Origin of the sequence: Streptomyces yerevanensis (assembly GCF_000716805.1) — a bacterium.
In the GTDB taxonomy this organism is placed as follows: domain Bacteria; phylum Actinomycetota; class Actinomycetes; order Streptomycetales; family Streptomycetaceae; genus Streptomyces; species Streptomyces flaveus.
In genome coordinates this window covers 156,587-178,257 of record NZ_JNWJ01000021.1, presented here as the reverse complement: position 1 = coordinate 178,257, position 21,671 = coordinate 156,587, and the positions used below count along the sequence as shown (strand labels likewise).

Sequence of the window (21,671 nt, the reverse complement as noted above, 5' to 3'; positions counted from 1 at the left end):
TGTACTGCCCGCTCGGAGTCCTCCGAACGGGCAGTGGGAAACCGGCCTGTGACCAGCTTCTTTGCCTGGAGCCCCCTGTCGGATTCGAACCGACGACCTACGCATTACAAGTGCGTTGCTCTGGCCAGCTGAGCTAAGGAGGCCTGCACGACGTGTCACGTGCGCGCCCGTGCAGTGTACCCACGTCACAGCCGGGCCCTGCCGAAAATTTCCGCGAAGTTCACAGCTCCCCGACTACTGACAGAACAGGTATACGCCAGGTACCGTCCTGACCCAGTCCGCCCTGCGTGGACTACACCACAACGGAATCACCCGTAGTGGCACCACCTTTACAACGGATCGTCCGGCACGTTCCTGCCGGTGAAGGGGGCCCATCACCATGGCCACTGTCTCGTTCAACAAGGCGACCCGCATCTATCCGGGTGGCGACAAGCCCGCCGTCGACCAGCTCGAACTCGATGTCGCGGACGGCGAGTTCCTCGTTCTCGTCGGTCCCTCCGGCTGCGGAAAGTCCACCTCCCTGCGCATGCTCGCGGGTCTTGAGGACGTCAACGCCGGCTCGATCCACATCGGTGACCGCGACGTCACGCATCTGCCGCCGAAGGACCGGGACATCGCCATGGTGTTCCAGAACTACGCGCTGTACCCGCACATGACGGTCGCCGACAACATGGGCTTCGCGCTCAAGATCGCGGGTGTCAACAAGGCCGAGATCCGCCAGAAGGTGGAGGACGCGGCGAAGATCCTGGACCTCACCGACTACCTGGCGCGCAAGCCGAAGGCGCTCTCCGGTGGTCAGCGGCAGCGTGTCGCGATGGGTCGCGCCATCGTGCGTGAGCCGCAGGTGTTCCTCATGGACGAGCCGCTGTCGAACCTCGACGCCAAGCTGCGTGTGTCCACCCGTACGCAGATCGCGAGCCTCCAGCGCCGTCTCGGCATCACCACCGTGTACGTGACCCACGACCAGGTCGAGGCCATGACGATGGGCGACCGGGTGGCCGTGCTGAAGGACGGTCTGCTCCAGCAGGTCGACTCGCCGCGCAACATGTACGACCGGCCGGCGAACCTGTTCGTCGCCGGGTTCATCGGCTCGCCGGCCATGAACCTCGTCGAGGTCCCGATCACGGACGGCGGCGTGAAGTTCGGCAACAGCGTGGTGCCGGTCAGCCGGGAGGCCCTCTCGGCCGCCGCGGACCGGGGCGACCGCACCGTCACGGTCGGCGTCCGTCCGGAGCACTTCGACATCGTCGAGCAGAACGGCGGCGCCGCGAAGGCTCTCACCAAGGAGACCGAGGACGCCCCGGCGGGCCTCGCCGTCTCGGTGAACGTCGTCGAGGAGCTGGGCGCTGACGGTTACGTCTACGGCAGCTCCAAGCTCGGCGACGAGCTCAAGGACCTGGTCGTCCGCGTCAGCGGCCGCGCGGTCCCGGAGAAGGGTGCCACGCTGCACGTCGTGCCGCGGCCGGGCGAGACCCACGTGTTCTCGACGTCCACGGGTGAGCGTCTCTCCGACTGAGGCACGCGCACTGAAGGCACCCGTACCGGGTGAATTCGCCCACGTTGACGAAAGGGGCCCCGCAGCTTGCTGCGGGGCCCCTTTTGTCGGCGTTTCGTCGTCGTTCCGTTGTCGACAAATACCCCGGCAGGCCGGGCATTTCGATCCTCGTACGTCAACTACACGCCCGAATTTGAGCGTTGACCGTCGCTCGAATTGATTACCAAATGTCGCCAAATCATCACTCCACGCTACCCTCACTCGCGTGAAGCACTCCACTAACCCCTCGACTAACCCCTCGACGCGACACGGCCGCCGCCCCGCCGACCGCCCGACGCGGCACGGTCGCGGTCCGGCCCACCGGATCGGCCGTACTCTCGCCCTCGTTCTGCCCGTCGTCCTGGTGCTCTCCGGGACTCTCGCGGTCGTCCGGGTCCCCTGGTCGGGGAGCGACTCCTCGGCCTCGGTGCTCGCCGCCTCCGCCGAGAACGCGTCCTCGCGCCCCGCCTCCCGCGCCCCGCAGGACGTGCTGCGCGACCAGCTCCTGCTCGAACTCCAGGAGAAGGACGCGACGGTGGCGCTCACGCACCTTCAGGAGGCGGTGAACGGCCGCCCGTCGCTCGCCAGGCACTGTGCCTCCATCGCCCGCTCGCTGGGCCGTGCCGCCGTCGCCAAATACGGCCCGTCCCGCGCCCAGTCGTTCTCCCGCCCCGTCTGCGACACGTCCTTCGCCACGGGCGTCGCCGACGGGCAAGGCTGACGACGGGCCAGGTGGCGCGGCCCGGCGCCGACGCAGGCCCCGACAGGCCCCGAACGGGGCGCGACGTACAGTGCGCTCATGAAGCATCCGAGCGCCGCGTCGCGCCCCGTTCAAGCCGTTGTCCTGGCCGGTGGCCAGGGCTCCCGGCTGCGTCCCTACACCGACGACCGGCCCAAGCCGATGGTCGAGATCCCCGGCACCGGGACTCCGATCATCGGCCATCAGCTGGCCTGGCTCGCCGAGGAGGGTGTGACGGACGTGGTCGTCTCGTGCGGCCATCTCGCCGAGGTCCTTCAGCAGTGGCTGGAGTCGGTCGAACTCCCCGTCCGTGTCACCACCGTGGTCGAGAAGGAGCCTCTGGGCCGCGGCGGCGGCCTCAAGTTCGCCGCCAAGCACCTGCCTCACCCGGACCGCCCCTGGTTCGCGACGAACGGTGACATCTGGACCCGTTTCTCGCTGCGCGACATGGCGGACTTCCACACCGAGCGCGATGCGGTGGCGACCCTCGCGTTGGCCCGCCCCCGCATCCCGTGGGGCGCCGTGGAGACCGACAACTTCGGTCACATCACGGACTTCATCGAGTCCCCGCCGACGTCGTACGAGGTCAACGCGGGTGTCTACGTCTTCTCCCCCGAGTTCACCGACCTGCTGCCCGACCTCGGCGACCACGAGCGCACCACGTTCCCGCGACTGGCCCGCGAGCGCCGCCTGTTCGGCTGTCCGATCCCGCAGGGCGCGTACTGGCGCGCCATCGACACCGCGAAGGACCTCACGGAGGCGGCGAAGGAGCTGGCGGCACTGGGGCGTTGACCCCGGCCGCGCGCCCCTCGCAGCTCGCAGTTCTCTTCTCGTACGTACGTGACTTCTGCGTACGTACGTCATCGGGGCCCCGCACTCGTGAAAGTGCGGGGCCCCGACTGCTTACCGGCGAAAGGCCGTTACCCGAGCGGCTACCCGAGCAGACCGCCCACAAGGCTGCCTTCGTCCGAGCCGCCGCCTCCACCACCGGAGCCGTCACCCGAGCCGCCGCCCGAGTCGCTGCCGCCGCTCGTGCCTCCGGGGGACCCCGTTCCGCCCGTGCCGGCGCCACCCGAGGAGGACGGGCCCGCACTGGTGCTGGGCGCCTCGGCGGGGGGTGCCGTCTGCTGGGCGGGCGGGACCTGGCCCGTGCCCTGGGTTTCGCTGGGCCGGTCGGCGCCCGCGGTGGCCGACTCGCGGGAGGCGCCCGGGGTGTCTGTGGCGTCCTTCTCGGAGGGGCTGGCCGAAGTCGCGCCCTGGGTGGGCGAGTTGGCGGCCGAGGGGCTCTCCGAGCGGCGGTCCTCGCCGGACTCCTCGGGGAGCGGGGAGCCGGGGAGTTCGTTGCGCGGGGCATCGCCGGGGCCGGGGACGACCACGCGGTCGGCGTCGCGGACGGCGCCGCCGAGCATCGAGCCGACGAGCAGCGTGAGCCCGACGACGACGGTGGCGACGAGGGCGCCGCGGCGCAGGACGTAGCGGCGCAGGTCCCAGATGTCGGCGCGCGGTCCGAGCCGGCGCCAGGCGCCGCCCGCGAGGCGGCCGTCGACGGAGTAGACGGGGGCGCCCGCGATGATCAGCGGGGTCCAGGCGGCGAGGTAGATGATGTCGGTCGCGTCGTAGGCGGGGGCGCTCTTCCAGCCGACGGTGATCAGGAGCGCGGCCGACAGCAGCGCGCCGACGACGGCGGCGGCCCGCTGCCACAGGCCGAGGACGGTGAGGACGCCGACGATGACCTGGAAGAAGGCGATGAGGAGTCCGGAGCCGACGGGGTGCTCCAGAGCGAACTGGCGCAGGGGTTCGGCGACTTCCCAGGGATGCAGCGAGTTGAGCCACTTGACCATGGAGCCGCGCTTGCCGCCGTCGAAGTAGTGCGGGTCGCAGAGCTTGCCCATCCCGGCGTAGATGGAGACGAAGCCGAGGATGAGGCGCAACGGGAACAGGACGACGCCGAGGTTCATCCGGCGGCCGGGGTAGTACGCGTGCCGTACCGGGTTGGCGTGGTGTCGCCCGGGCCGACCGTCCTCGTCGGTCTCGTCGTCGTATGCGTCGGCCTCGAACTCGTCCTCTGCGTACGGGTGTTGGTCGTACTCGTCGTCCGCGCTGCCCGCTGTGCGCATCTGCGGAAGGATGGGGGTGCGGGGGCCGCCGATGGTGGGGGTCGCGACGGTGGCGTCGGTGTCGTATCCGCCATATCCGCCGTATCCGGTGCCGCTGTAGCCGTTGCGGTCGTAGCCGCTGTCGTCGTATCGGTCGCTGTCGTGGTCGAGGCGCGGGATGACCTGGGTCGCGCCGGCGTCGCCCGTCGGGTCCGCGACGCCGTGGTGCACGCTGGTGCTCCGCGCGGCCTGCAGCAGGCGGGTGGCGCCGGTGTCGTCGGGTGCGGACTTCCCGCTCCAGACGACAGGGGCGCGGCGGCGGGTGCCGGCGGCCGTGCCGATGGCGGACCTGCGCGAGGGGTCGGCGGAGCTCAAGTGGCGTGCGGCGCCCGGGGACTGCGTACGGGACGCGGTGCCCAGCTGCACGCGGAAGCTCGCATGATTGACGATGACCTGCGCCGGATCGCTCGGCACCTTCACCATGCTCAGCGCGGGAGCGTCGTCGAAGCCCGACGTGCGGTCCCCCGTGGGTGTGCGGGGTGTTCTGGTGTCCACACTCATCTAACCGAGTGACGTGTCGTTAGGACACTGCCTTGACCGCCCCGATCTGTCCGGACCCCGTCAAGATCACCCCCGCCCGCCGCCAAAGGGGACTGCCGAAGTCCGGGGCGGTACCGCGCCCCGAGGGGGGCCGCAGGCCCTCAAGGGACACGGGGCTGTGTCAATGTGCGGCTCCGCCGCGATGGGGCCCCCGCTCTGGGGGTCCCCCAGGCCCTTAAGGCACCGGGGGAGAATTCGAGAGTGGGGGAGCGACCAGCCACGACGGACCCGCAGCGTCGAACTGCACTCCCAGCGAAGCGCTAAGCGCGCCGCCGAGCCGCCTCGTACAGCACAACTCCCGCCGCCACACCGGCGTTCAGCGACTCGGCACCGCCCGGCATGGGAATCCGTACACGGTAGTCGCAGGTCTCGCCGACCAGCCGGGACAGGCCCTTGCCCTCGCTGCCGACGACGATGGCGACGGGGCCACCGAGGGCTTCCAGGTCACCGAGTTCGAGCTCGCCGTCGGCGGCCAGGCCGACGACGATGATGCCCGCCTTCTTGTACGCCTCCAGGGTGCGCGTCAGGTTGGTGGCGCGGGCGACGGGCGTACGGGCGGCGGTGCCGGCGGAGGTCTTCCAGGCGCCGGCGGTCATGCCGGCGGCGCGGCGCTCGGGTACGACGACGCCGTGGCCGCCGAAGGCGGAGACGGAGCGGACGACGGCGCCGAGGTTGCGCGGGTCGGTCACGCCGTCGAGGGCGACGATCAGCGGGTCCTGGCCCGCGTCGTACGCGGCGGCGGCGAGGTCCTCGGGGTGCGCGTACTCGTACGGCGGGATCTGGAGGACGAGGCCCTGGTGGTTGAGGCCGTTGGTCATGCGGTCGAGTTCGGGGCGGGGGGCTTCCATGAGGTGGATGCCGCCGCGCTCGCCGACGAGTTGGAGCGCCTCGCGCACCCGCTCGTCGTTGTCGATGAACTGCTGGACGTAGAGCATGGTCGCGGGCACGCCCTCGCGCAGCGCCTCGACGACGGGGTTGCGGCCGACGACGAGTTCGGAGGTGGACTTGCCGCCGCGGCCCTTGGGGGCGGGGCGGCGGGCGGTCTGCTTCGCCTTGGCGGTGGCGACGCGGTTCTTCTTGTGCCCCTTGCGCATCTCGGCGGGCGGGGTGGGGCCCTTGCCTTCCAGGCCCCGGCGTCGCTGGCCGCCACTGCCGACCTGCGCGCCCTTCTTGCCGGACATGCGGCGGTTGTTAGCGGCCATGACCTACCTGTCTGTGAGAAAGCGTGTGTGTGTACGTCTCTGAAAGTGTCGTACGTCTATGAAGTGTGCCGCCCGGATGGCCGGGCGGCACAATCGATCAAGGAATCGACCGAGGATCAAGGAACGCTCAGCGCGAGCCGAGCGTCCAGCGCGGGCCGGTGGGGCTGTCCTCGATGACGAGGCCGGCCTGGCCCAGCTGGTCGCGGATGGCGTCGGCGGTGGCCCAGTCCTTGCGGGCCCGGGCCGCCTCACGCTGGTCGAGGACCAGGCGTACGAGGCTGTCGACGACCCCGTGCAGGTCCTGGCTCTGGTCGCTCTCGCCGACCCAGTGCGCGTCGAGCGGGTCGAGGCCGAGGACGCCGAGCATGGCCCTGACCTCGGCGAGCCGGGCGACGGCCGCGTCCTTGTCGTCGGCGGCCAGCGCGCTGTTGCCCTGCCGGACGGTGGTGTGCACGACGGCGAGGGCCCCCGGCACTCCCAGGTCGTCGTCCATGGCCTCGGCGAAGGCGGGCGGCACGTCGGCCGCGGGCTCGACCGGCCTCCCCGCCATCTCCACGACCCGCTGGACGAAGCCCTCGATGCGCGCGAACGCCGACTCGGCCTCGCGCAGGGCGTCTTCGCTGTACTCGATGGTGGAGCGGTAGTGCGGGGTGCCGAGGTAGTAGCGCAGCACGATGGGCCGCCACTGCTTGACCATCTCGCTGACGAGCACGGAGTTGCCGAGCGACTTGGACATCTTCTCGCCGCTCATGGTGACCCAGGCGTTGTGCACCCAGTACTTGGCGAACTCGTCGCCGAAGCCCCTGGCCTGCGCGATCTCGTTCTCGTGGTGCGGGAAGATGAGATCGATCCCGCCGCCGTGGATGTCGAAGGCGGATCCCAGGTACTTGTGCGCCATGGCACTGCACTCCAGGTGCCAGCCGGGCCGCCCCCGCCCCCACGGCGTCTCCCAGCTCGGCTCGCCCGGCTTGGCGGACTTCCACATGGCGAAGTCACGTGGATCCCGCTTGCCGGTCTCGCCGTCCTCGGAGGGCTGGCGCAGGTCGTCCAGGTCCTGGTTGGAGAGAGCGAGGTAGCCGGGCAGGGAGCGTACGTCGAAGTAGACGTTGCCGTCGGCTTCGTAGGCGTGCCCGCGCTCGATGAGCGTGCGCATCATCTCGACCATCTCGGTGATGTGGCCGGTGGCGCGGGGTTCGTACGTGGGCGGCAGGCAGCCGAGGGCTTCGTAGCCGTCGTTGAACGCCCGCTCGTTCTCGTAACCGATCGACCACCAGGGCCTGTTCTGCTCCGCGGCCTTCCTGATGATCTTGTCGTCGATGTCCGTGACGTTGCGGATGAACGTCACGTCGTAGCCCCGGTACGCGAACCAGCGGCGCAGGATGTCGAAGTTCAGGTTCGACCTGACGTGCCCGATGTGCGGGGCGGCCTGCACGGTGGCACCACACAGGTAGATCGAGACACAGCCCGCTGCAAGCGGGACGAAGTCACGGATCTGCCGGGCGCTGGTGTCGTACAGGCGAATAGTCACGGCTCTAAGGGTAGTGGGTGTCCCTCCGGGGGTTTGGCGATTGGGTTCGTTGTCGTGTACGGGTTGCCTCCGGCGGTTGGGTGGTGGGGTTCGTTGTCGGGTGCGGGCCCGTTGTGGTTGCTCGCGCAGTTCCCCGCACCCCTAAAAACCAAAGCCTGCGGCTCCACTCAGCCAAAGCCACAACAAATCCCGCACTTGCCCTCCGGCGGGAGGGGTCGTGGGCCGGTGCGTCCTATGCCCGTCGCGTAGCTCCGGTCTCGGAGAACCAGGGCCCTGTACCAGCCCAGGGCCGTATGCCCGCCCTGCGACGGGCTGACGCACCGGCCCACGACCCCGCACCACCCACCGGACCCCAGGGGCGCGGGGAACTGCGCGACCAGCCACCCACGCACCCGCACTAAACAACGAACCCAACTGCTCAACCGCCGGAGGCAGGCGTGCGAACGACAAGCGCCGTAGCGACCGCCAGCAACCCCTCGTCGCGCCCCGGAAAGCCGAGGCCGTCCGTCGTGGCGCCCGAGACCGACACAGGCGCCCCCACCGCATCGGAGAGCAACTTCTGCGCCTCGTCGCGGCGTTTGCCGATCTTGGGCCGAGGCCCGACGACCTGAACGGCGACGTTGCCGATGGTGAAGCCTGCGGAACGGACGATTCGGGCCGCCTCGGTGAGCAGCGTGATGCCGGACGCCCCGGACCACTCGGGCCGCCCGGTACCGAAGTGAGCGCCGAGGTCACCGAGCCCGGCGGCGGAGAAGAGCGCGTTGCAGGCGGCGTGCGCGACGACGTCCGCGTCGGAGTGCCCGGCGAGCCCCGGCCCTTCGTCCTCCCACTTCAGCCCGGCGCACCACAGCTCCCGCCCCTCCTCGAAGGCGTGAACGTCGGTACCGATCCCGACCTGCGGCAACACGAAGGGCAGGGGCGCCTCAGAAGCCATCGGTCGCCCTCCGCCGCGCCAGTACCGCCTCGGCCAGCACCAGATCGAGCGGCCGGGTGACCTTGAACGCCTCCTCGTGCCCCGGCACGACCACGACGGGCTTGCCCAGCTGCTCGACCATGCTCGCGTCGTCGGTGACCCCGTCCGTGACGGTCTCGTGGGCGTGCAGCAGGGTGTCCCGGTCAAAGCCCTGCGGAGTCTGTACGGCACGCAGCCGACCCCGTTCGGGAGTGGCGACGACCGGCTCGGGCGAGCCGTCGGTACGCGGCTCGACCTCTTTGACGGTGTCCGTGAGTGGCAGCGCCGGTACGACGGCGGGGGCCCCGTCCCGTACCGCCTCGATGACCGCGTCGACCGTGTCGACGGGCACCAGCGGCCGGGCCGCGTCGTGCACGAGCACGATGTCGATGCCGGGCGGCAGCACATCGAGGCCGAGCTTCACGGACTCCTGCCGGGTGTCGCCGCCGGGCACGACGAGGAAGTCGGTCCGCTCGGGCAGCGAGTGCGTGTCCAAGAGCGACTTGACCTCGGCGGCACCGTCGGGCGGCGCCACGACGACGACCAGCGAGACGGCGCGCGACGCGGCCATCGCGCGTACGGCGTGAATGAGCATGGGAGTGCCGTTCAGCGCGCGCAGCGCTTTGGGGGCGCCCGGGCCGAGGCGCACGCCTCGGCCCGCGGCCGGGATCACGGCCGCGGTGCCGGCCCCGGAACGGCGTGAATCGTCAGACATCGGCTCCCTGTCGGGTATGTGTACGTACGGGTGCGTACGGGGTGTGTACGGTCACGTCCTGTCGTCGGTCCGGCGTCCACCGGACGTCAATCCGGCGTCCACGAACACCGCCCGGCACGCACCGGTTTGACCCGCCGGTTCGCGCCGGTTTGACGACCGGGCCTGTGTGGGTATGGCCTCAGCGTGCCGGGCGCGACGCCTTGACCGGGGACCCTTCCGTGACATCTGGTCGAGCCAGCTGCCCGGGCCCGGCACGCCAAGTATCGGCGGCCGGAAATCCATTACCCAGCCTCCGGAGTACGGTCGTACGGTGTTCTGGGTACGAGCATGCCGCAGCGCCCGGCGACAGAACTTACGTCATCGGGCACCGCGGCATTTCAATTGCGTACGCCGAACCGCTCGTTTCGCTTCTGGTCGGAAGCGATCAGAGAGTGACGGGCGTCAGGACGCGAGGACCTCGTCGAGCAGGGCCTCGGCCTTGTCCTCGTTCGTGTTCTCCGCGAGGGCGAGCTCGCTCACCAGGATCTGCCGAGCTTTGGCGAGCATGCGCTTCTCGCCGGCGGAGAGTCCACGCTCACGCTCACGACGCCACAGGTCACGGACGACTTCCGCGACCTTGATGACATCGCCGGAGGCGAGCTTCTCGAGATTTGCCTTGTAACGACGCGACCAGTTCGTGGGCTCCTCGGCATACGGCGCGCGCAGCACTTCGAAGACCCGGTCCAGCCCGTCCTGACCGACCACATCACGCACGCCGACGAACTCCGCATTGTCCGCTGGCACACGCACCGTCAGGTCGCCCTGAGCGACCTTCAGCACCAAGTAGGTCTTGTCCACGCCTTTGATCTGACGAGTTTCGATGGCCTCGATCAGCGCGGCCCCGTGATGGGGATAGACCACGGTGTCGCCAACCTTGAACGTCATGTGACAGGTACCCCTTCCGTGGCTATCCAGAGTAACACGAGAACCGCATCTTCTGAATGGCGTTTTCGCAGGTCAGGGCACATCTCGGGGCTTGACAACAGCGACAGGAACGTGCTTCGAGGAGGCGACGGAAGGGGGTATTCGCAGGTCGGAGCGGTTCCTCGGGGGAGGCGAAACCCGCCCGTTACAAGGCTTCACAGGCTTCCCCGCGTGGCCGAACGTCCAGATTTGTCGGGTTCCGAGGGTGGGACTTGCGCTACTCCGTTCGGTGATCGGGGGCGGGTGCGAGACGAATCCGGAATTGATCACGACAGGCCGAAGATCAATTCTCTTACGGACCCCTGAACGCATTCCTTATGGGAAATGTTGTCAACGTGGCTCGCGTGCTCTTTGTTGCAAAGACATGGCGGAGTGATACGAGGGGCGTGCCCTCGGCGCGACGGTCGTGACGGGGGCGGGAGAACCGTAGGTGGGTCCCCCGGTTCGAGCGAAGTCGAGGGCTGGGGAGGGTCGGGTGCGGGGGCGCAGTGGCGGATCGGTAACCTGAAGCCGCTGACAGACCCTTAGGGCGGTTTTATAAAGCCGCCACCCCTGCGTTCAAGGAGTTGCCGCCGCCGTGAGCAGCAGCCTTCGACGCGGCGCCCTCGCCGCCGCCGCCATCGCGTTCTCGATCGCCTCGCTCGCCGCGTGCGGCGCCGGAAACAACGCCCAGTCGCTGGAGATCAAGCCGGACCACGCCGCGACCAGCGTCGGCGACATCGAGATCCAGAACGCCGTGGTGATCACCCAGCCCGACCCGGAGTCGACGGGCCCGGCCGCGATCTCCGCGACCCTGTTCAACAACGGCGGGAGCGACGAGACGCTGGAGTCGATCCGCGTGGAGGGCGTCGAGGACCCCGTCACGCTCAGGCCCGCAGAGGGCACCGGCCCGATCACGGTCCCGGCCGACGGCTCGGTGATCCTCGGCGGCAAGGGCAACGCCTCCGCTGTGGTGACCGGCAGCAGCGAGGCCTTGGAGGACGGTGACGCGCAGCCGGTCACCTTCTCCTTCAGCGAGACGGGTGAGGTGAAGCTGCGGGCGTTCGTCGTCCCGGCCGACGGTTTCTACGCCGAGTGGGGGCCGTCCGCGACTCCCCAGGCGCCGGGTTCCGAGGGATCCGGGAGCCCGAGCCCCACTGGGTCTCCGTCCCAGTCCCCGTCGGCCACGCCGACCGAGCCGGGGGCCGGTGAGGCCGGCGCGGGCGAGGCCGGGCAGGGCGCCACGGACGCGGCCTCGCAGAGCGTGACGCCCACGGCTCCCGAGGGCGGCGAGAACGCGGTCGGGGAGGACTGAGCGGGCGGCTGAGCGGCGTACGGCCACGGAATTCTCGTACGTACGCGGCTTCTTCTCGTACGCACGAAGGGCGGGAACCCCGGCGCTTGCCGGGGTTCCCGCCCTTCGTCGTGCTCAGCGTGCGAGAGGTTCGGTTTACGGCTCGAACTTGTACCCGAGGCCTCTGACCGTCACCAGGTACCGCGGCGCGCCCGGGTCCGGCTCGATCTTGGCGCGGAGGCGCTTGACGTGGACGTCGAGGGTCTTGGTGTCGCCCACGTAGTCGGCGCCCCAGACACGGTCGATGAGCTGCATACGGGTCAGCACGCGGCCCGCGTTGCGCAGCAGCATCTCCAGGAGGTCGAACTCCTTGAGGGGGAGGTCGACCTTGGAGCCGGAGACGGTGACCACGTGACGGTCGACGTCCATACGGACCGGGCCGGCCTCCAGTGCGGCGGGGGTGACCTCCTCGGGCTCGCCGCGGCGGCGCAGTACGGCGCGGATGCGGGCGACCAGCTCGCGTGAGGAGAAGGGCTTGGTCACATAGTCGTCGGCTCCTATTTCCAGGCCGACGACCTTGTCGATCTCGCTGTCCTTGGCGGTGACCATGATCACCGGGACGTTCGAGCGGCTGCGCAGCTGACGGCACACTTCGGTGCCGGGCAGTCCGGGCAGCATCAGGTCGAGCAGGACGAGATCGGCGCCGTTGCGCTCGAACTCGTCGAGGCCATCGGGCCCGGTGGTCGCGATGGCGACCTCGAAGCCCTCCTTGCGGAGCATGTAGGACAGGGCGTCGCTGAAGGACTCCTCGTCCTCGACGACGAGCACTCGGGTCACGGAAGGACCTCCGGGGCAGAAAGCGATTCGTACGGGGATGTTGTGGGGGTTGTGACGGTGGTCGTTCCGTCGGGCGGCCCGTCGTCGACGTCGTCGGCGAGTCCGGACATGTGGTCGGTCGCGCGGTCGCGGGCCACGCCCGCCTCCGGCAGCCGGAGGGTGAAGGTGGAGCCCTGACCCTCGGAGCTCCACACCGTGACCTCCCCGCCGTGCGAGGCGGCCACGTGCTTGACGATCGCCAGGCCCAGTCCCGTACCGCCGGTGTGGCGGGAGCGGGCCGGGTCGACGCGGTAGAAGCGCTCGAAGACGCGCTCGCGGTCCTTCTCGGAGATGCCGATGCCCTGGTCGGTGACGGCGACCTCGATGAGGTCTCCGCCGGGGGCGGGGACCCGGCGCGCGGCGATTCCCACGCGCGTACGGGCGGGCGAGTAGTTCACGGCGTTCTCGACGAGGTTGCCGAGGGCGGCGGCCAGCTGGCCGCGGTTGCCCCAGATCTGCAGGTCGGCGGTTTCCGCCTGTCGCCCGCCGCCGTCTTCGTCCGAGGCCCCCATGGGCCCGCCCCCCACATTGGCGGCCATGGTGATCTGCTTGGTGCCGGCCTGGTGGCGGCAGCGGTCGATGGCCTCGGCGACGAGTTCGTCCACGCGTACGGGCTCGGCGTCCTCGAGGGGGTCGTCGTTCTGGACCCGGGAGAGGTCGATGAGTTCCTGGACGAGGTTGGTGAGGCGGGTGGCCTCTATCTGCATGCGTCCGGCGAAGCGCTCGACGGCTTCCGGATCGTCGGAGGCGCCCATGACCGCCTCGGAGAGGAGGCTGAGCGCGCCGACAGGGGTCTTGAGTTCGTGGCTGACGTTGGCGACGAAGTCGCGTCGTACGGCCTCGATGCGGCGGGCCTCGGTGAGGTCCTCGACGAGGAGGAGTACGAGGCGGGAGCCCAGCGGGGCGACGCGGGCGGACACGGCGAGGGCTTCTCCGCGGCCGGTGCCGCGGCGGGGCAGGTCCAGCTCGACCTGCCGTATCTCGCCGTCGCGCCGGGTGTCGCGGGCCATCTGCAGCATGGGCTCGACGGCGAGTTTCCCGCCGCGTACAAGACCGAGGGCGTACGCGGCGGAGCTGGCCTTCACCACGGCGTCGGCCTCGTCGAGCACGACGGCGGAGGAGCGGAGCACGGACAGGACCGTGTCGACGCCCGGCGGAAGCACCGGGTCCGTGTGCAGCGACGTGCGCGTCGGCCGCTTCTGCTCGCGCTCGCTCCAGCGGAACGCCAGCATGGCGATGACGCCGGTGAGCACACCGGCGATCGCTGCCGCTGCGGCGACCGCCGCGTTCACGTCCATGGCTCCAGGTTAGGCATGACGTACGCCCCCCTTACAGCGCCCAGAGTGTCAGCTCGAGCACTCGTCGCCCAGAGTTCACCGTGGAGACCGTGTCGGTTCACTTACTGCGAGCGGACTCACGGAAGGCATACCGGTGGCGAGGTGCGATGTCGCCCATAGTTCACCTGGGTGATAGAGATGGTTCATTTGAGGTGGCGGAAACGGACGCGTTCAGGCCGGACCGTGGAAGCGTGGGGTACGCGAGCCCCTTGGAATCCCGCAGGGGAATCGTGCATGGGGAACCGTGTACGTGGATCCATGTACGGGATCCGGAAGCTGACGTAAGAGAGGGACATCCTGATGCGCGACGCGTACCACGAGGAACTTGACTCGATCGGCGAGGGCCTGGTCGAGATGGCCCGGCTCGTCGGGTCGGCGATCGGGCGCGCCACGACGGCGATCCTCGACTCCGATCTGAAGCTGGCGGAGACCGTGATCGCGGGCGACCAGAAGGTCGACGATCTCCAGCACGAGCTCGAGGCGCGGGCGATCGCCCTGCTGGCGCGGCAGCAGCCGGTGGCGACGGATCTGCGGATCGTGGTCACGTCGCTGCGGATGAGCGCGGACCTCGAGCGCTCGGGCGACCTGGCCCAGCATGTCGCGAAGCTCGCCCGCCTCCGCTTCCCGGAGCGCGCCGTCCCGCAGGACCTGCACGCCACGATCCTGGAGATGGGCCAGCTCGCTCAGCGCCTGATGGCGAAGGCGGCGGAGGTCATCGTCACGAAGGACGTCGACCTCGCGCTCCAGCTGGAGCAGGACGACGACGCGATGGACACGTTGCACCGCGCCCTCTTCCAGCACCTCATGGACGACCGCTGGAAGCACGGCATCGAGACGGCCGTCGACGTCACTCTGCTGGGCCGCTACTACGAGCGCTTCGCGGACCATGCGGTGTCGGTGGCGAACCGGGTGGTGTACCTGGTGACGGGGGAGCACGCGGACGAGATACAGCCTGTGACGGGGGTTGAGGGGGCGTAAGCGCTCCGCTGTGGGGCGTACGGGCGGGTTGCGAGGGCGTATGGGCCTGTTGCGGGGGCGTGCGGTTCCGTTGCACGGGCGTACGGGCTCGTGGTCGGGGCGTGGGAGCCTCGGTGCGCCGTTGATACGCCGGACGGTGAGGGCCTGCAATGGGCGTAGGCACCAGCCTTCAAGGAGGGACCATGGCCGAATCCCCCACCACCACTCCCGACCCGACCCGGGAGCGCGAGACGGAGCAGCCCGCCGAGATCATCAGCCTCCCGCTTGTCGCCGCCTGCGGCTGCGGTTCGGGCTGCAAGTGCGGCTGCCAGTCGGGGAGTCCTTGCCAGTGCGGTTGACGACGCACTGGTCGTAGGACTTGTACGGCTTGAACAGCCCAGCGCGGGCCCCAGCACAACGAAGAGCCCTCTGCCTCCGGAGAAACCGGAGGCAGAGGGCTCAATGCGGGAAAGTTACTTCTTCTTGCCCTGATTCTTCACAGCCTCGATCGCCGCCGCAGCCGCATCCGGGTCCAGGTACGTACCGCCCGGATTGACCGGCTTGAAGTCGGCGTCGAGTTCGTACGACAGCGGGATGCCCGTCGGGATGTTCAGGCCCGCGATGTCCGCGTCCGAGATGCCGTCGAGGTGCTTGACGAGGGCGCGCAGCGAGTTGCCGTGGGCCGCCACCAGGACCGTGCGGCCGGTGAGGAGGTCGGGGACGATGCCGTCGAACCAGTACGGGAGCATGCGGACGACGACGTCCTTGAGGCACTCCGTCTGCGGGCGCAGCTCCGGCGGGAGGGTCGCGTAGCGCGGGTCCTCGAACTGCGAGTACTCGGCGTCGCGGTCCAGCGGCGGCGGGGGCGTGTCGTACGAGCGGCGCCACAGCATGAACTGCTCCTCGCCGAACTCGGCGAGCGTCTGTGCCTTGTCCTTGCCCTGGAGTGCGCCGTAGTGACGCTCGTTCAGGCGCCAGCTGCGGTGGACCGGGATCCAGAGGCGGTCGGCGGACTCCAGCGCGAGCTGCGCGGTGCGGATGGCGCGCTTCTGGAGGGAGGTGTGCACGACGTCGGGCAGCAGGCCGGCGTCCTTGAGCAGCTCACCGCCGCGGACTGCCTCCTTCTCGCCCTTTTCGTTGAGGTTGACGTCCACCCAGCCGGTGAACAGGTTCTTCGCGTTCCATTCGCTCTCGCCGTGGCGGAGGAGGATCAGCTTGTACGGTGCGTCGGCCATGCCCTGAGCGTAATAGACGCCCTGAAGCCGTCGTGTGGCTGCCCGGCAGCCGGACAGTTGACGGTACGCGGAAATTGACTGGCCTCGCCGAGCAGGCCGCTTGTAAGCTCCAGAGGGAGTCTGAGCCGCTTACATCCGGGGGATCCGATGTCACGCGCCGCCATGAAAAGCGCCGTCCGCGAATCCGTCTCCGGCTTACCCCGCGCGTTCTGGTGGCTGTGGCTGAGCACGCTCGTCAACCGGCTCGGGGCCTTCGTCGCCACCTTCATGGCCCTGTATCTCACCCTCGAACGCGGCTACTCCGCCTCGTACGCCGGTCTCGTCGTCGCACTTCACGGGCTCGGCGGGGTCGTCTCCTCCATCGTCGCGGGCGTGCTGACCGACCGGCTCGGGCGCCGGCCCACCCTGCTCATCGCCCAGTCGTCGACGGCCGCGAGCGTCGCGCTCCTTGGCTTCATGCAGCACCCGTTCGCGATCGCCGCCGTCGCCTTCCTGGTCGGCGCGACCAGCAGCGCCTCTCGGCCCGCCGTGCAGGCGATGGTGGCCGACATCGTCCGGCCCGAGGACCGGGTGCGCGCCCTGTCCCTCAACTACTGGGCAATCAACCTCGGGTTCGCGATCTCGTCGGTGGCCGCCGGGTTCATCGCCGAGTACAGCTATGTCGCCGGGTTCCTGATCGAGGCCGGGATGACGCTTGTCTGCGCGATCGTCGTCTTCGCCAAGTTGCCGGAGTCCAGGCCCGTTCGTACGGAGAAGGAGAAGGCGGCTGAGGAGGTGGGCCTCGGCACCGTTCTGCGCGATGGCCGGTTCATGGCCATGGTCGGGCTGTTCTTCCTCGTCGCGCTGATCTTCATGCAGGGGATGGTGGGGCTGCCGGTGGCGATGGGTCAGGCGGGGTTCGCGCCCGCCGACTACGGCATGGTGATCGCCATCAACGGCGTACTGATCGTCGTCCTTCAGATCCCCGTCACCCGCTTCCTCGAAGACCGGGATCCCGGGCGGCTGCTCGTCATCTCGTCCCTCCTCGCGGGGTACGGCTTCGGCCTCACCGCCTTCGCCGGATCGGTCGGACTCATCGCGCTCACCGTGTGCGTCTGGTCCCTCGGCGAGATCGTCATCGCTCCCGTCCAGATGGGCCTGGTCGTCCGCCTCTCGCCCCTGCACGGCCGGGGCCGCTACCAGGGCGTCTACGCATCGGCCTGGCCGGTGGCCAGCCTCGTCGCGCCGCTGATGGCGGGCGGCATCGTCGACGGGCTCGGGACGGAGTGGCTGTGGGGGGCGTGTGCGGTGGTGGGGACGGTGGCGGGGGTCGGGTACTGGGTGCTGATGCGGGGGCTGCCGGAGGAGGAGCCCTCCGCTCGACGGTCGGAGGGCGGGGCGTCGAAGCGCCTGCCCGAGCAGGCGGCCTGACCTCACTGGAACGGCGGGACACGGCCCGAGATCTTCTCAACACGGCCAGTGCGGCGGCTGCCCGGATCGGCACCGACCGGATCGACTACGCCACGCCGTTCGGCCCGACCAACGCCTGTGTGGCCAAGGTCAACTTCCTTGTGGAGATGGGAGAGGGCTCGGACGCGCTTCGCGCAGCCCGGGCCGTACCTGATCTGGCGTCACTGCCGCCGACGTGGCGCGCGCGGTTCCATGTCGACCGGGCGCTTGCATACGCCGACCTGAACGACGACGGTGCGGGCCGGGCGGCTCCTGCCGGCCCGGTCGACCGACTCACCTTCGACGCGGCCATCATCGAAACCGGACACGGCCTCCTACCGCCTCGCCCAGACCCGAGCATGAGCCGGTGCGGCAGCCGACTAAGAATCCAAGTCCCCGACCTGTCCCACGAGCGTGGACACCCTCACATGCTCAGTGAACCGCTCGTCCGCGGGGAGTGCTTGCCGGATACGTTCGGCGAAGACGACGCGGTCGTCCGGTCCGGGCAACTGATCCGCGGGGATTGCCGAACACACTCCGCCGAACAGCTGATCGAAGCTCAGCTCACCGCTGTATTCGACCGCCAGTTCCCGCACATCGACGAAACCCGCGCGCTTCAGAGCCTGGGCGTATCTCAGCCTGTCGTGGCTGCTGGTGCCGCAGGACGCTTCCAGCGTGGTGCCGAACCACCCTTCCAGACACCCGCGCAGGGCACGGGACCATGCGGTGTCCTGGAGCCACAGCGGCGTTCCGTTCGAAATCACCGCGATGCCTCCGCCCCTACGGAGCAGCGGGGTCACAGTACGGAAGAGTTCGTCGTGCTGCATCCAGTGAAGCGCCTGTCCGATGACCGTCAGCGCCAGCGACCGCTCCCCCATCAGTGCCCTCAGTGCCGGAACGTCGGTGTCGGCACCGAGCATCCAGGTCGCGTTCCGGATCCCCTGGTCATCGGCCGCGTCCCGGGCCAGCCGCAGCATGTCCGGCTCGGGGTCCATTCCCACCACGGAACGAACTCGGGAAGCGAAGGGAAGGGCGAGCTGGCCAGTGCCACACCCCACGTCGAGCACGACATCGGCTTCCGACAACTCGAAGGCTTCTTGCAAGGCATCGAAAACCTGGGAGGGGTACCCACGCCGGAACTCTGCGTAGTACTCGGCCACAGCGCCACTGAATCCCACCGTCATACCCCCACCCTGCGGGGCATCCGCCACACGGGGAACCTCTCGCACGAGATGATCGCTATCCGCTGAACCTGAGACCGGTCCCCCGACGACCTGGTGCCCGCATGCCTTCGGACGGACCGCCCAGCCCGAGCGGCCCGTCCGAAGTCGGCCGGTGTGTGTCAGGAGTGATCGAGGGCCCAGCTCAGGGCATGGTCGGCGATCTCCTCCCAGCCCTTCTGGGCGGGCATCAGGTGGGATCGGCCGGCGTACTCGACGACCTCGGTGACGGCGGTGTTCGACTTGTAGTGCTTGGCGTTGGACCGCTGGACCTTCGGTGGCATCAGATGATCGTTCTCGCCCGCGATGAACAGCAGCGGCGCCCGGTCGTCGTTGTGGTAGTCGACGTACGTGTCGGCGTGGCCGGGCTGGATGTTGGCCAGCACGTTCTCCCAGAAGACGTGCCCGGATGCGGGGACGTGGTAGCGCTCGTACAGGGCGCGGGCCTCGTCCTCGGGGAAGGTGTTGGTGAAGGCGTACCGCCACTGGTCGAAGGTGAGCCCGACCGCCTTGTGCCGGTTGGCGGGGTTCTTCAGCACGGGGAAGGCCGCCTTCAGCTGGGAGAACGGGACCGTGACGACGCCTTCGGTGGGTACGGAGTTCATGGCCACGCCGGCGCTGCCGTATCCGTGGTCCAGCAGGATCTGGGTGATCGCCCCGCCGGCGGAGTGGCCCATGATGATCGGCTTGGTGTCAAGGCCGTCGATCAGCTTCTCCAGGGACGCGACGACCGCGGGGAGGGAGAGTTCCTCGATCGGGGTGGGGTCGGCGTTGAGGGCCTCCACCTCCACCTCGAATCCGGGGTAGGCGGGGGCCAGCACCCGGAAGCCCTGGGACTGGTAGCGGGTGATCCAGTGCTCCCAGCTGCGCGGGGTCACCCAGAAGCCGTGGACCAGGACGATGGTGTCGGGTTTCATGAGCCTTCGCTCCTTCAACGGGTCGCGGCGTAGGCCGCGTTGATGATGCGGGCGGCGGCGTCCGGGTGGGACATCATGACCACGTGCGAGGACCGGATCTCGGTCACCCTGCTGCCGGCGCGCTTGGCCATGAACCGCTGGACGGCGGGCGGGATGACCTTGTCCTGGGTCGGGATCAGGTACCAGGACGGGATGGACTTCCAGGCCGGGATGCCGCTTCCGCCGCTGAGGCCCTCGACGGAGCCGGGACGCTGGGTGGCCGCCATCAGACGGGTCCTGGAAGCGGGCAGATCGGCGGCGAACACCGCGCGGAACTTCTCGGGTGCGATGTAGCCGTCGGTGCCCTCGCCGCCGGGCAGCGGGTAGGGGCGTGGGACGAGAGCGGCGCCCAGCTCACTTCCGGGGAACTGCTGTGCCAGCTGCAGCGCGCTCTCGCCCTCGTCGGGCGCGAACGCCCCCAGATACACCAGGGCCTTGACGTTGGCGTGGCCGCGCGCGGCATTGGTGATGACGACGCCGCCGTAGGAGTGGGCGGCCAGGATCACCGGGCCGGGAATGGTGTCGAGGAACCTGGAGATGTAGGCGGCGTCGCCCGCGGTGTCACGCAGGGGGTTGGCCGGGGCGAGAACCGGAAAGCCGGACTTCTGCAGCAGTGCGATGGTGTCGTCGAAGCCGGAGGCGTCGGCGAACGCGCCGTGTACGAGCACGACGGTCGGCTTCGGTCCCTTCGCCCCGGCCTGCTCGGCCTGCGTGGGTCTCTGGGACGTCGCCTGTGCGGAGACCGCCCCGGCCACGATGAGAACGACGGCGGCCAGTGCCGTCATCAGTCGGCGCAGTGCAGGAACACGCATGAAGAACCCTTTCGGAAAGGAGGGTTGGAGTGCGCTGAGCTGTCCGCGGGTGCCGTGATGTGCCGATCTGTGCTCTCTGTGCCGTCGTGGTGCCGTCGTGCGTGGTCATGACGGCACGGGTGAGCCGCCTACGAGGTGACGGGGGGTTCAGGAGGACAAGGACGGAGGTTCAGGAGGACAGGAACGTGAGCAGGTCGGCGTTGAACTCGTCCTTGTACGCGCCCACCAGTCCGTGCGGAGCGCCCGGATAGACCTTCAGCCTCGCGTCCTTGACGAGCTTGACCGTTTCCAGGGCGCTAGCCGCGATGGGGACGATCTGGTCGTCGTCGCCGTGCGCGATCAGCGTGGGTACGTCGAAACGCTTGAGGTCCTCGGTGAAGTCGGTCTCGGAGAACGCGCGGATGCAGTCCAGGGCGCCCTTGAGTCCGACCTGCATGCTCCACATCCAGAACGAGTCGCGCAGGCCCTGCGAGACCACCGCCCCGGGCCGGTTGAAACCGAAGAAGGGCAGGCTGAGTTCGGCGTAGAACTGCGACCGGTCGGCTGCCACACCCGCGCGGATGCCGTCGAACACCTCGATCGGCAGCCCCTGGGGATTGTCGTCCGTCTTGAGCATGAGGGGCGGGACCGCGCCCAGCAGGACCGCCTTGGCGACCCGGGCGGTGCCGTGCCGGCCGATGTAGCGGGTCACCTCGCCGCCGCCGGTCGAGTGTCCGACGAGTACGACGTCGTGCAGGTCGAGGGTCTCGATCAGCTGGGCGAGATCGTCGGCGTACGTGTCCATGTCGTTGCCGTGCCACGGCTGCGCCGACCGGCCATGGCCGCGGCGGTCGTGGGCGATCGCGCGGTAGCCGCGCGAGGCGACCAGGTTCAGCTGGTCGTCCCAGGTGTCGGCGTTCAGCGGCCAGCCGTGGCTGAACACGACCGGCTGCCCGCTGCCCCAGTCCTTGTAGAAGATCTCCGTGCCGTCGTTTGTGGAGATGAAGCCCATGGCAATGCTCCCAACTTCGGGGGGTCTGCGACTCGGGCGATCCTGTCAGCGCCGCGGGAGCGGGTGTTTACCGTGCACGCCGCGTTCTGTTCCCTGCCTGCCGCGACATTGCCTGCCACGCCGCATTGGGGCCGTCTGAGCCGGCCAGGACGGGCGACCGTGATCCAGGCGCCCTTCCGCGGATTTGAGGACCCACACGTTCCGCCCACAATTAGGCCGAAAGTGTGGAGAATTCGAGGATACGACCCGGCAGCGCA

General features: G+C 69.3%; 20 protein-coding genes and 1 tRNA gene. 7 read left to right on the top strand and 14 right to left on the bottom strand.

Features of this window, described 5'->3' with window-relative positions:
• Window positions 1-66 precede the first annotated feature (66 nt).
• Window positions 67-143 (bottom strand) — tRNA-Thr (locus OP79_RS22865).
• 236 nt (window positions 144-379) lie between these two features.
• Between OP79_RS22865 and OP79_RS22860 the strand changes: the two genes are divergently transcribed.
• The 3 genes from OP79_RS22860 (at window position 380) to OP79_RS22850 (ending at window position 3,065) form a co-directional block, all read left to right on the top strand.
• A complete protein-coding gene (locus tag OP79_RS22860; protein ID WP_033322308.1) occupies window positions 380-1,516 on the top strand; it encodes an ABC transporter ATP-binding protein in 1,137 nt (378 codons plus the stop codon).
• A gap of 244 nt (window positions 1,517-1,760) precedes the next feature.
• Entirely contained in the window at window positions 1,761-2,255 is a 495-nt protein-coding gene (locus OP79_RS22855; protein WP_425428591.1) for a hypothetical protein, read from the top strand.
• A 78-nt stretch (window positions 2,256-2,333) separates the two neighbouring features.
• On the top strand, window positions 2,334-3,065 hold the full coding sequence (locus OP79_RS22850; protein WP_033322306.1) for a nucleotidyltransferase family protein: 732 nt from the start codon (window positions 2,334-2,336) through the stop codon (window positions 3,063-3,065).
• 140 nt (window positions 3,066-3,205) lie between these two features.
• Here the strand turns inward: OP79_RS22850 and OP79_RS22845 are convergent, their stop codons facing one another.
• The 6 genes from OP79_RS22845 to OP79_RS22820 form a co-directional block, all read right to left on the bottom strand.
• On the bottom strand, window positions 3,206-4,930 hold the full coding sequence (locus tag OP79_RS22845) for a DoxX family protein (protein WP_245685416.1): 1,725 nt from the start codon (window positions 4,928-4,930) through the stop codon (window positions 3,206-3,208).
• Between the two features lie 299 nt (window positions 4,931-5,229).
• Complete coding sequence (gene rlmB, locus OP79_RS22840) at window positions 5,230-6,171, bottom strand: 23S rRNA (guanosine(2251)-2'-O)-methyltransferase RlmB (RefSeq protein ID WP_033322303.1); 942 nt, start codon at window positions 6,169-6,171, stop codon at window positions 5,230-5,232.
• A 127-nt stretch (window positions 6,172-6,298) separates the two neighbouring features.
• Window positions 6,299-7,699 (bottom strand): cysteine--tRNA ligase, encoded by a 1,401-nt coding sequence (cysS, locus tag OP79_RS22835; RefSeq protein WP_033322302.1) that lies wholly within the window; start codon window positions 7,697-7,699, stop codon window positions 6,299-6,301.
• Between the two features lie 418 nt (window positions 7,700-8,117).
• On the bottom strand, window positions 8,118-8,633 hold the full coding sequence (gene ispF, locus OP79_RS22830) for a 2-C-methyl-D-erythritol 2,4-cyclodiphosphate synthase (protein ID WP_033322300.1): 516 nt from the start codon (window positions 8,631-8,633) through the stop codon (window positions 8,118-8,120).
• Complete coding sequence (gene ispD, locus OP79_RS22825) at window positions 8,623-9,366, bottom strand: 2-C-methyl-D-erythritol 4-phosphate cytidylyltransferase (RefSeq protein ID WP_033322299.1); 744 nt, start codon at window positions 9,364-9,366, stop codon at window positions 8,623-8,625. The genes ispF and ispD overlap by 11 nt, the downstream gene beginning before the upstream one ends.
• A gap of 441 nt (window positions 9,367-9,807) precedes the next feature.
• Window positions 9,808-10,290: a CarD family transcriptional regulator gene (locus OP79_RS22820; protein ID WP_003953493.1), complete on the bottom strand. Its 483-nt coding sequence runs from the start codon at window positions 10,288-10,290 to the stop codon at window positions 9,808-9,810.
• A 616-nt stretch (window positions 10,291-10,906) separates the two neighbouring features.
• Between OP79_RS22820 and OP79_RS22815 the strand changes: the two genes are divergently transcribed.
• Window positions 10,907-11,623 carry a copper chaperone PCu(A)C domain-containing protein gene (locus OP79_RS22815; protein WP_033322298.1) on the top strand — a complete coding sequence of 239 codons (717 nt, stop codon included), beginning with the start codon at window positions 10,907-10,909 and terminating at the stop codon, window positions 11,621-11,623.
• Window positions 11,624-11,758: 135 nt separating this feature from the next.
• Here the strand turns inward: OP79_RS22815 and phoP are convergent, their stop codons facing one another.
• Window positions 11,759-12,439, bottom strand: coding sequence for a two-component system response regulator PhoP (gene phoP / locus OP79_RS22810; protein WP_033322296.1), 681 nt, complete (start codon window positions 12,437-12,439; stop codon window positions 11,759-11,761).
• Window positions 12,436-13,776, bottom strand: coding sequence for a two-component system sensor histidine kinase PhoR (phoR, locus tag OP79_RS22805; protein WP_033322294.1), 1,341 nt, complete (start codon window positions 13,774-13,776; stop codon window positions 12,436-12,438). Before phoR ends, phoP begins: the two co-directional genes overlap by 4 nt.
• A 339-nt stretch (window positions 13,777-14,115) precedes the next feature.
• Here phoR and phoU point away from each other — a divergent pair, with 339 nt between their 5' ends.
• The gene (gene phoU, locus OP79_RS22800) at window positions 14,116-14,793 is read left to right on the top strand and encodes a phosphate signaling complex protein PhoU (RefSeq protein ID WP_033322293.1); all 678 of its coding nucleotides are present in this window, start codon (window positions 14,116-14,118) and stop codon (window positions 14,791-14,793) included.
• A 182-nt stretch (window positions 14,794-14,975) separates the two neighbouring features.
• The gene (locus OP79_RS56055; RefSeq protein ID WP_169786213.1) at window positions 14,976-15,131 is read left to right on the top strand and encodes a hypothetical protein; all 156 of its coding nucleotides are present in this window, start codon (window positions 14,976-14,978) and stop codon (window positions 15,129-15,131) included.
• 114 nt (window positions 15,132-15,245) lie between these two features.
• Here OP79_RS56055 and OP79_RS22795 read toward each other — a convergent pair whose 3' ends face one another.
• On the bottom strand, window positions 15,246-16,007 hold the full coding sequence (locus OP79_RS22795) for a phosphoglyceromutase (RefSeq protein ID WP_033322292.1): 762 nt from the start codon (window positions 16,005-16,007) through the stop codon (window positions 15,246-15,248).
• Window positions 16,008-16,154: 147 nt separating this feature from the next.
• Here OP79_RS22795 and OP79_RS22790 point away from each other — a divergent pair, with 147 nt between their 5' ends.
• Entirely contained in the window at window positions 16,155-17,417 is a 1,263-nt protein-coding gene (locus OP79_RS22790) for an MDR family MFS transporter (RefSeq protein ID WP_051744825.1), read from the top strand.
• Between the two features lie 398 nt (window positions 17,418-17,815).
• On the opposite strand, the gene OP79_RS22785 is transcribed toward OP79_RS22790, so the two are convergent.
• From OP79_RS22785 to OP79_RS22770, 4 genes are all read right to left on the bottom strand, one after another.
• The gene (locus tag OP79_RS22785; RefSeq protein WP_245685415.1) at window positions 17,816-18,595 is read right to left on the bottom strand and encodes a class I SAM-dependent methyltransferase; all 780 of its coding nucleotides are present in this window, start codon (window positions 18,593-18,595) and stop codon (window positions 17,816-17,818) included.
• A gap of 182 nt (window positions 18,596-18,777) precedes the next feature.
• Window positions 18,778-19,572: an alpha/beta hydrolase gene (locus OP79_RS22780; protein WP_033322290.1), complete on the bottom strand. Its 795-nt coding sequence runs from the start codon at window positions 19,570-19,572 to the stop codon at window positions 18,778-18,780.
• Between the two features lie 14 nt (window positions 19,573-19,586).
• On the bottom strand, window positions 19,587-20,423 hold the full coding sequence (locus OP79_RS22775; RefSeq protein ID WP_033322289.1) for an alpha/beta fold hydrolase: 837 nt from the start codon (window positions 20,421-20,423) through the stop codon (window positions 19,587-19,589).
• A gap of 169 nt (window positions 20,424-20,592) precedes the next feature.
• A complete protein-coding gene (locus OP79_RS22770; RefSeq protein ID WP_033322288.1) occupies window positions 20,593-21,414 on the bottom strand; it encodes an alpha/beta fold hydrolase in 822 nt (273 codons plus the stop codon).
• Between the last annotated feature and the right edge of the window lie 257 nt (window positions 21,415-21,671).

Bases quoted from the DNA above. Each gene is read 5' to 3' on its own strand.
- rlmB (WP_033322303.1), bottom strand. From the start codon at position 6,171: ATGGCCGCTAACAACCGCCGCATGTCCGGCAAGAAGGGCGCGCAGGTC.
- OP79_RS22860 (WP_033322308.1), top strand. From the start codon at position 380: ATGGCCACTGTCTCGTTCAACAAGGCGACCCGCATCTATCCGGGTGGC.
- OP79_RS56055 (WP_169786213.1), top strand. From the start codon at position 14,976: ATGGCCGAATCCCCCACCACCACTCCCGACCCGACCCGGGAGCGCGAG.
- OP79_RS22775 (WP_033322289.1), bottom strand. From the start codon at position 20,423: ATGCGTGTTCCTGCACTGCGCCGACTGATGACGGCACTGGCCGCCGTC.
- OP79_RS22770 (WP_033322288.1), bottom strand. From the start codon at position 21,414: ATGGGCTTCATCTCCACAAACGACGGCACGGAGATCTTCTACAAGGAC.
- ispD (WP_033322299.1), bottom strand. From the start codon at position 9,366: ATGTCTGACGATTCACGCCGTTCCGGGGCCGGCACCGCGGCCGTGATC.
- OP79_RS22845 (WP_245685416.1), bottom strand. From the start codon at position 4,930: ATGAGTGTGGACACCAGAACACCCCGCACACCCACGGGGGACCGCACG.
- OP79_RS22850 (WP_033322306.1), top strand. From the start codon at position 2,334: ATGAAGCATCCGAGCGCCGCGTCGCGCCCCGTTCAAGCCGTTGTCCTG.
- OP79_RS22820 (WP_003953493.1), bottom strand. From the start codon at position 10,290: ATGACGTTCAAGGTTGGCGACACCGTGGTCTATCCCCATCACGGGGCC.
- OP79_RS22795 (WP_033322292.1), bottom strand. From the start codon at position 16,007: ATGGCCGACGCACCGTACAAGCTGATCCTCCTCCGCCACGGCGAGAGC.
- ispF (WP_033322300.1), bottom strand. From the start codon at position 8,633: ATGGCTTCTGAGGCGCCCCTGCCCTTCGTGTTGCCGCAGGTCGGGATC.
- phoR (WP_033322294.1), bottom strand. From the start codon at position 13,776: ATGGACGTGAACGCGGCGGTCGCCGCAGCGGCAGCGATCGCCGGTGTG.
- OP79_RS22780 (WP_033322290.1), bottom strand. From the start codon at position 19,572: ATGAAACCCGACACCATCGTCCTGGTCCACGGCTTCTGGGTGACCCCG.
- phoU (WP_033322293.1), top strand. From the start codon at position 14,116: ATGCGCGACGCGTACCACGAGGAACTTGACTCGATCGGCGAGGGCCTG.
- OP79_RS22790 (WP_051744825.1), top strand. From the start codon at position 16,155: ATGTCACGCGCCGCCATGAAAAGCGCCGTCCGCGAATCCGTCTCCGGC.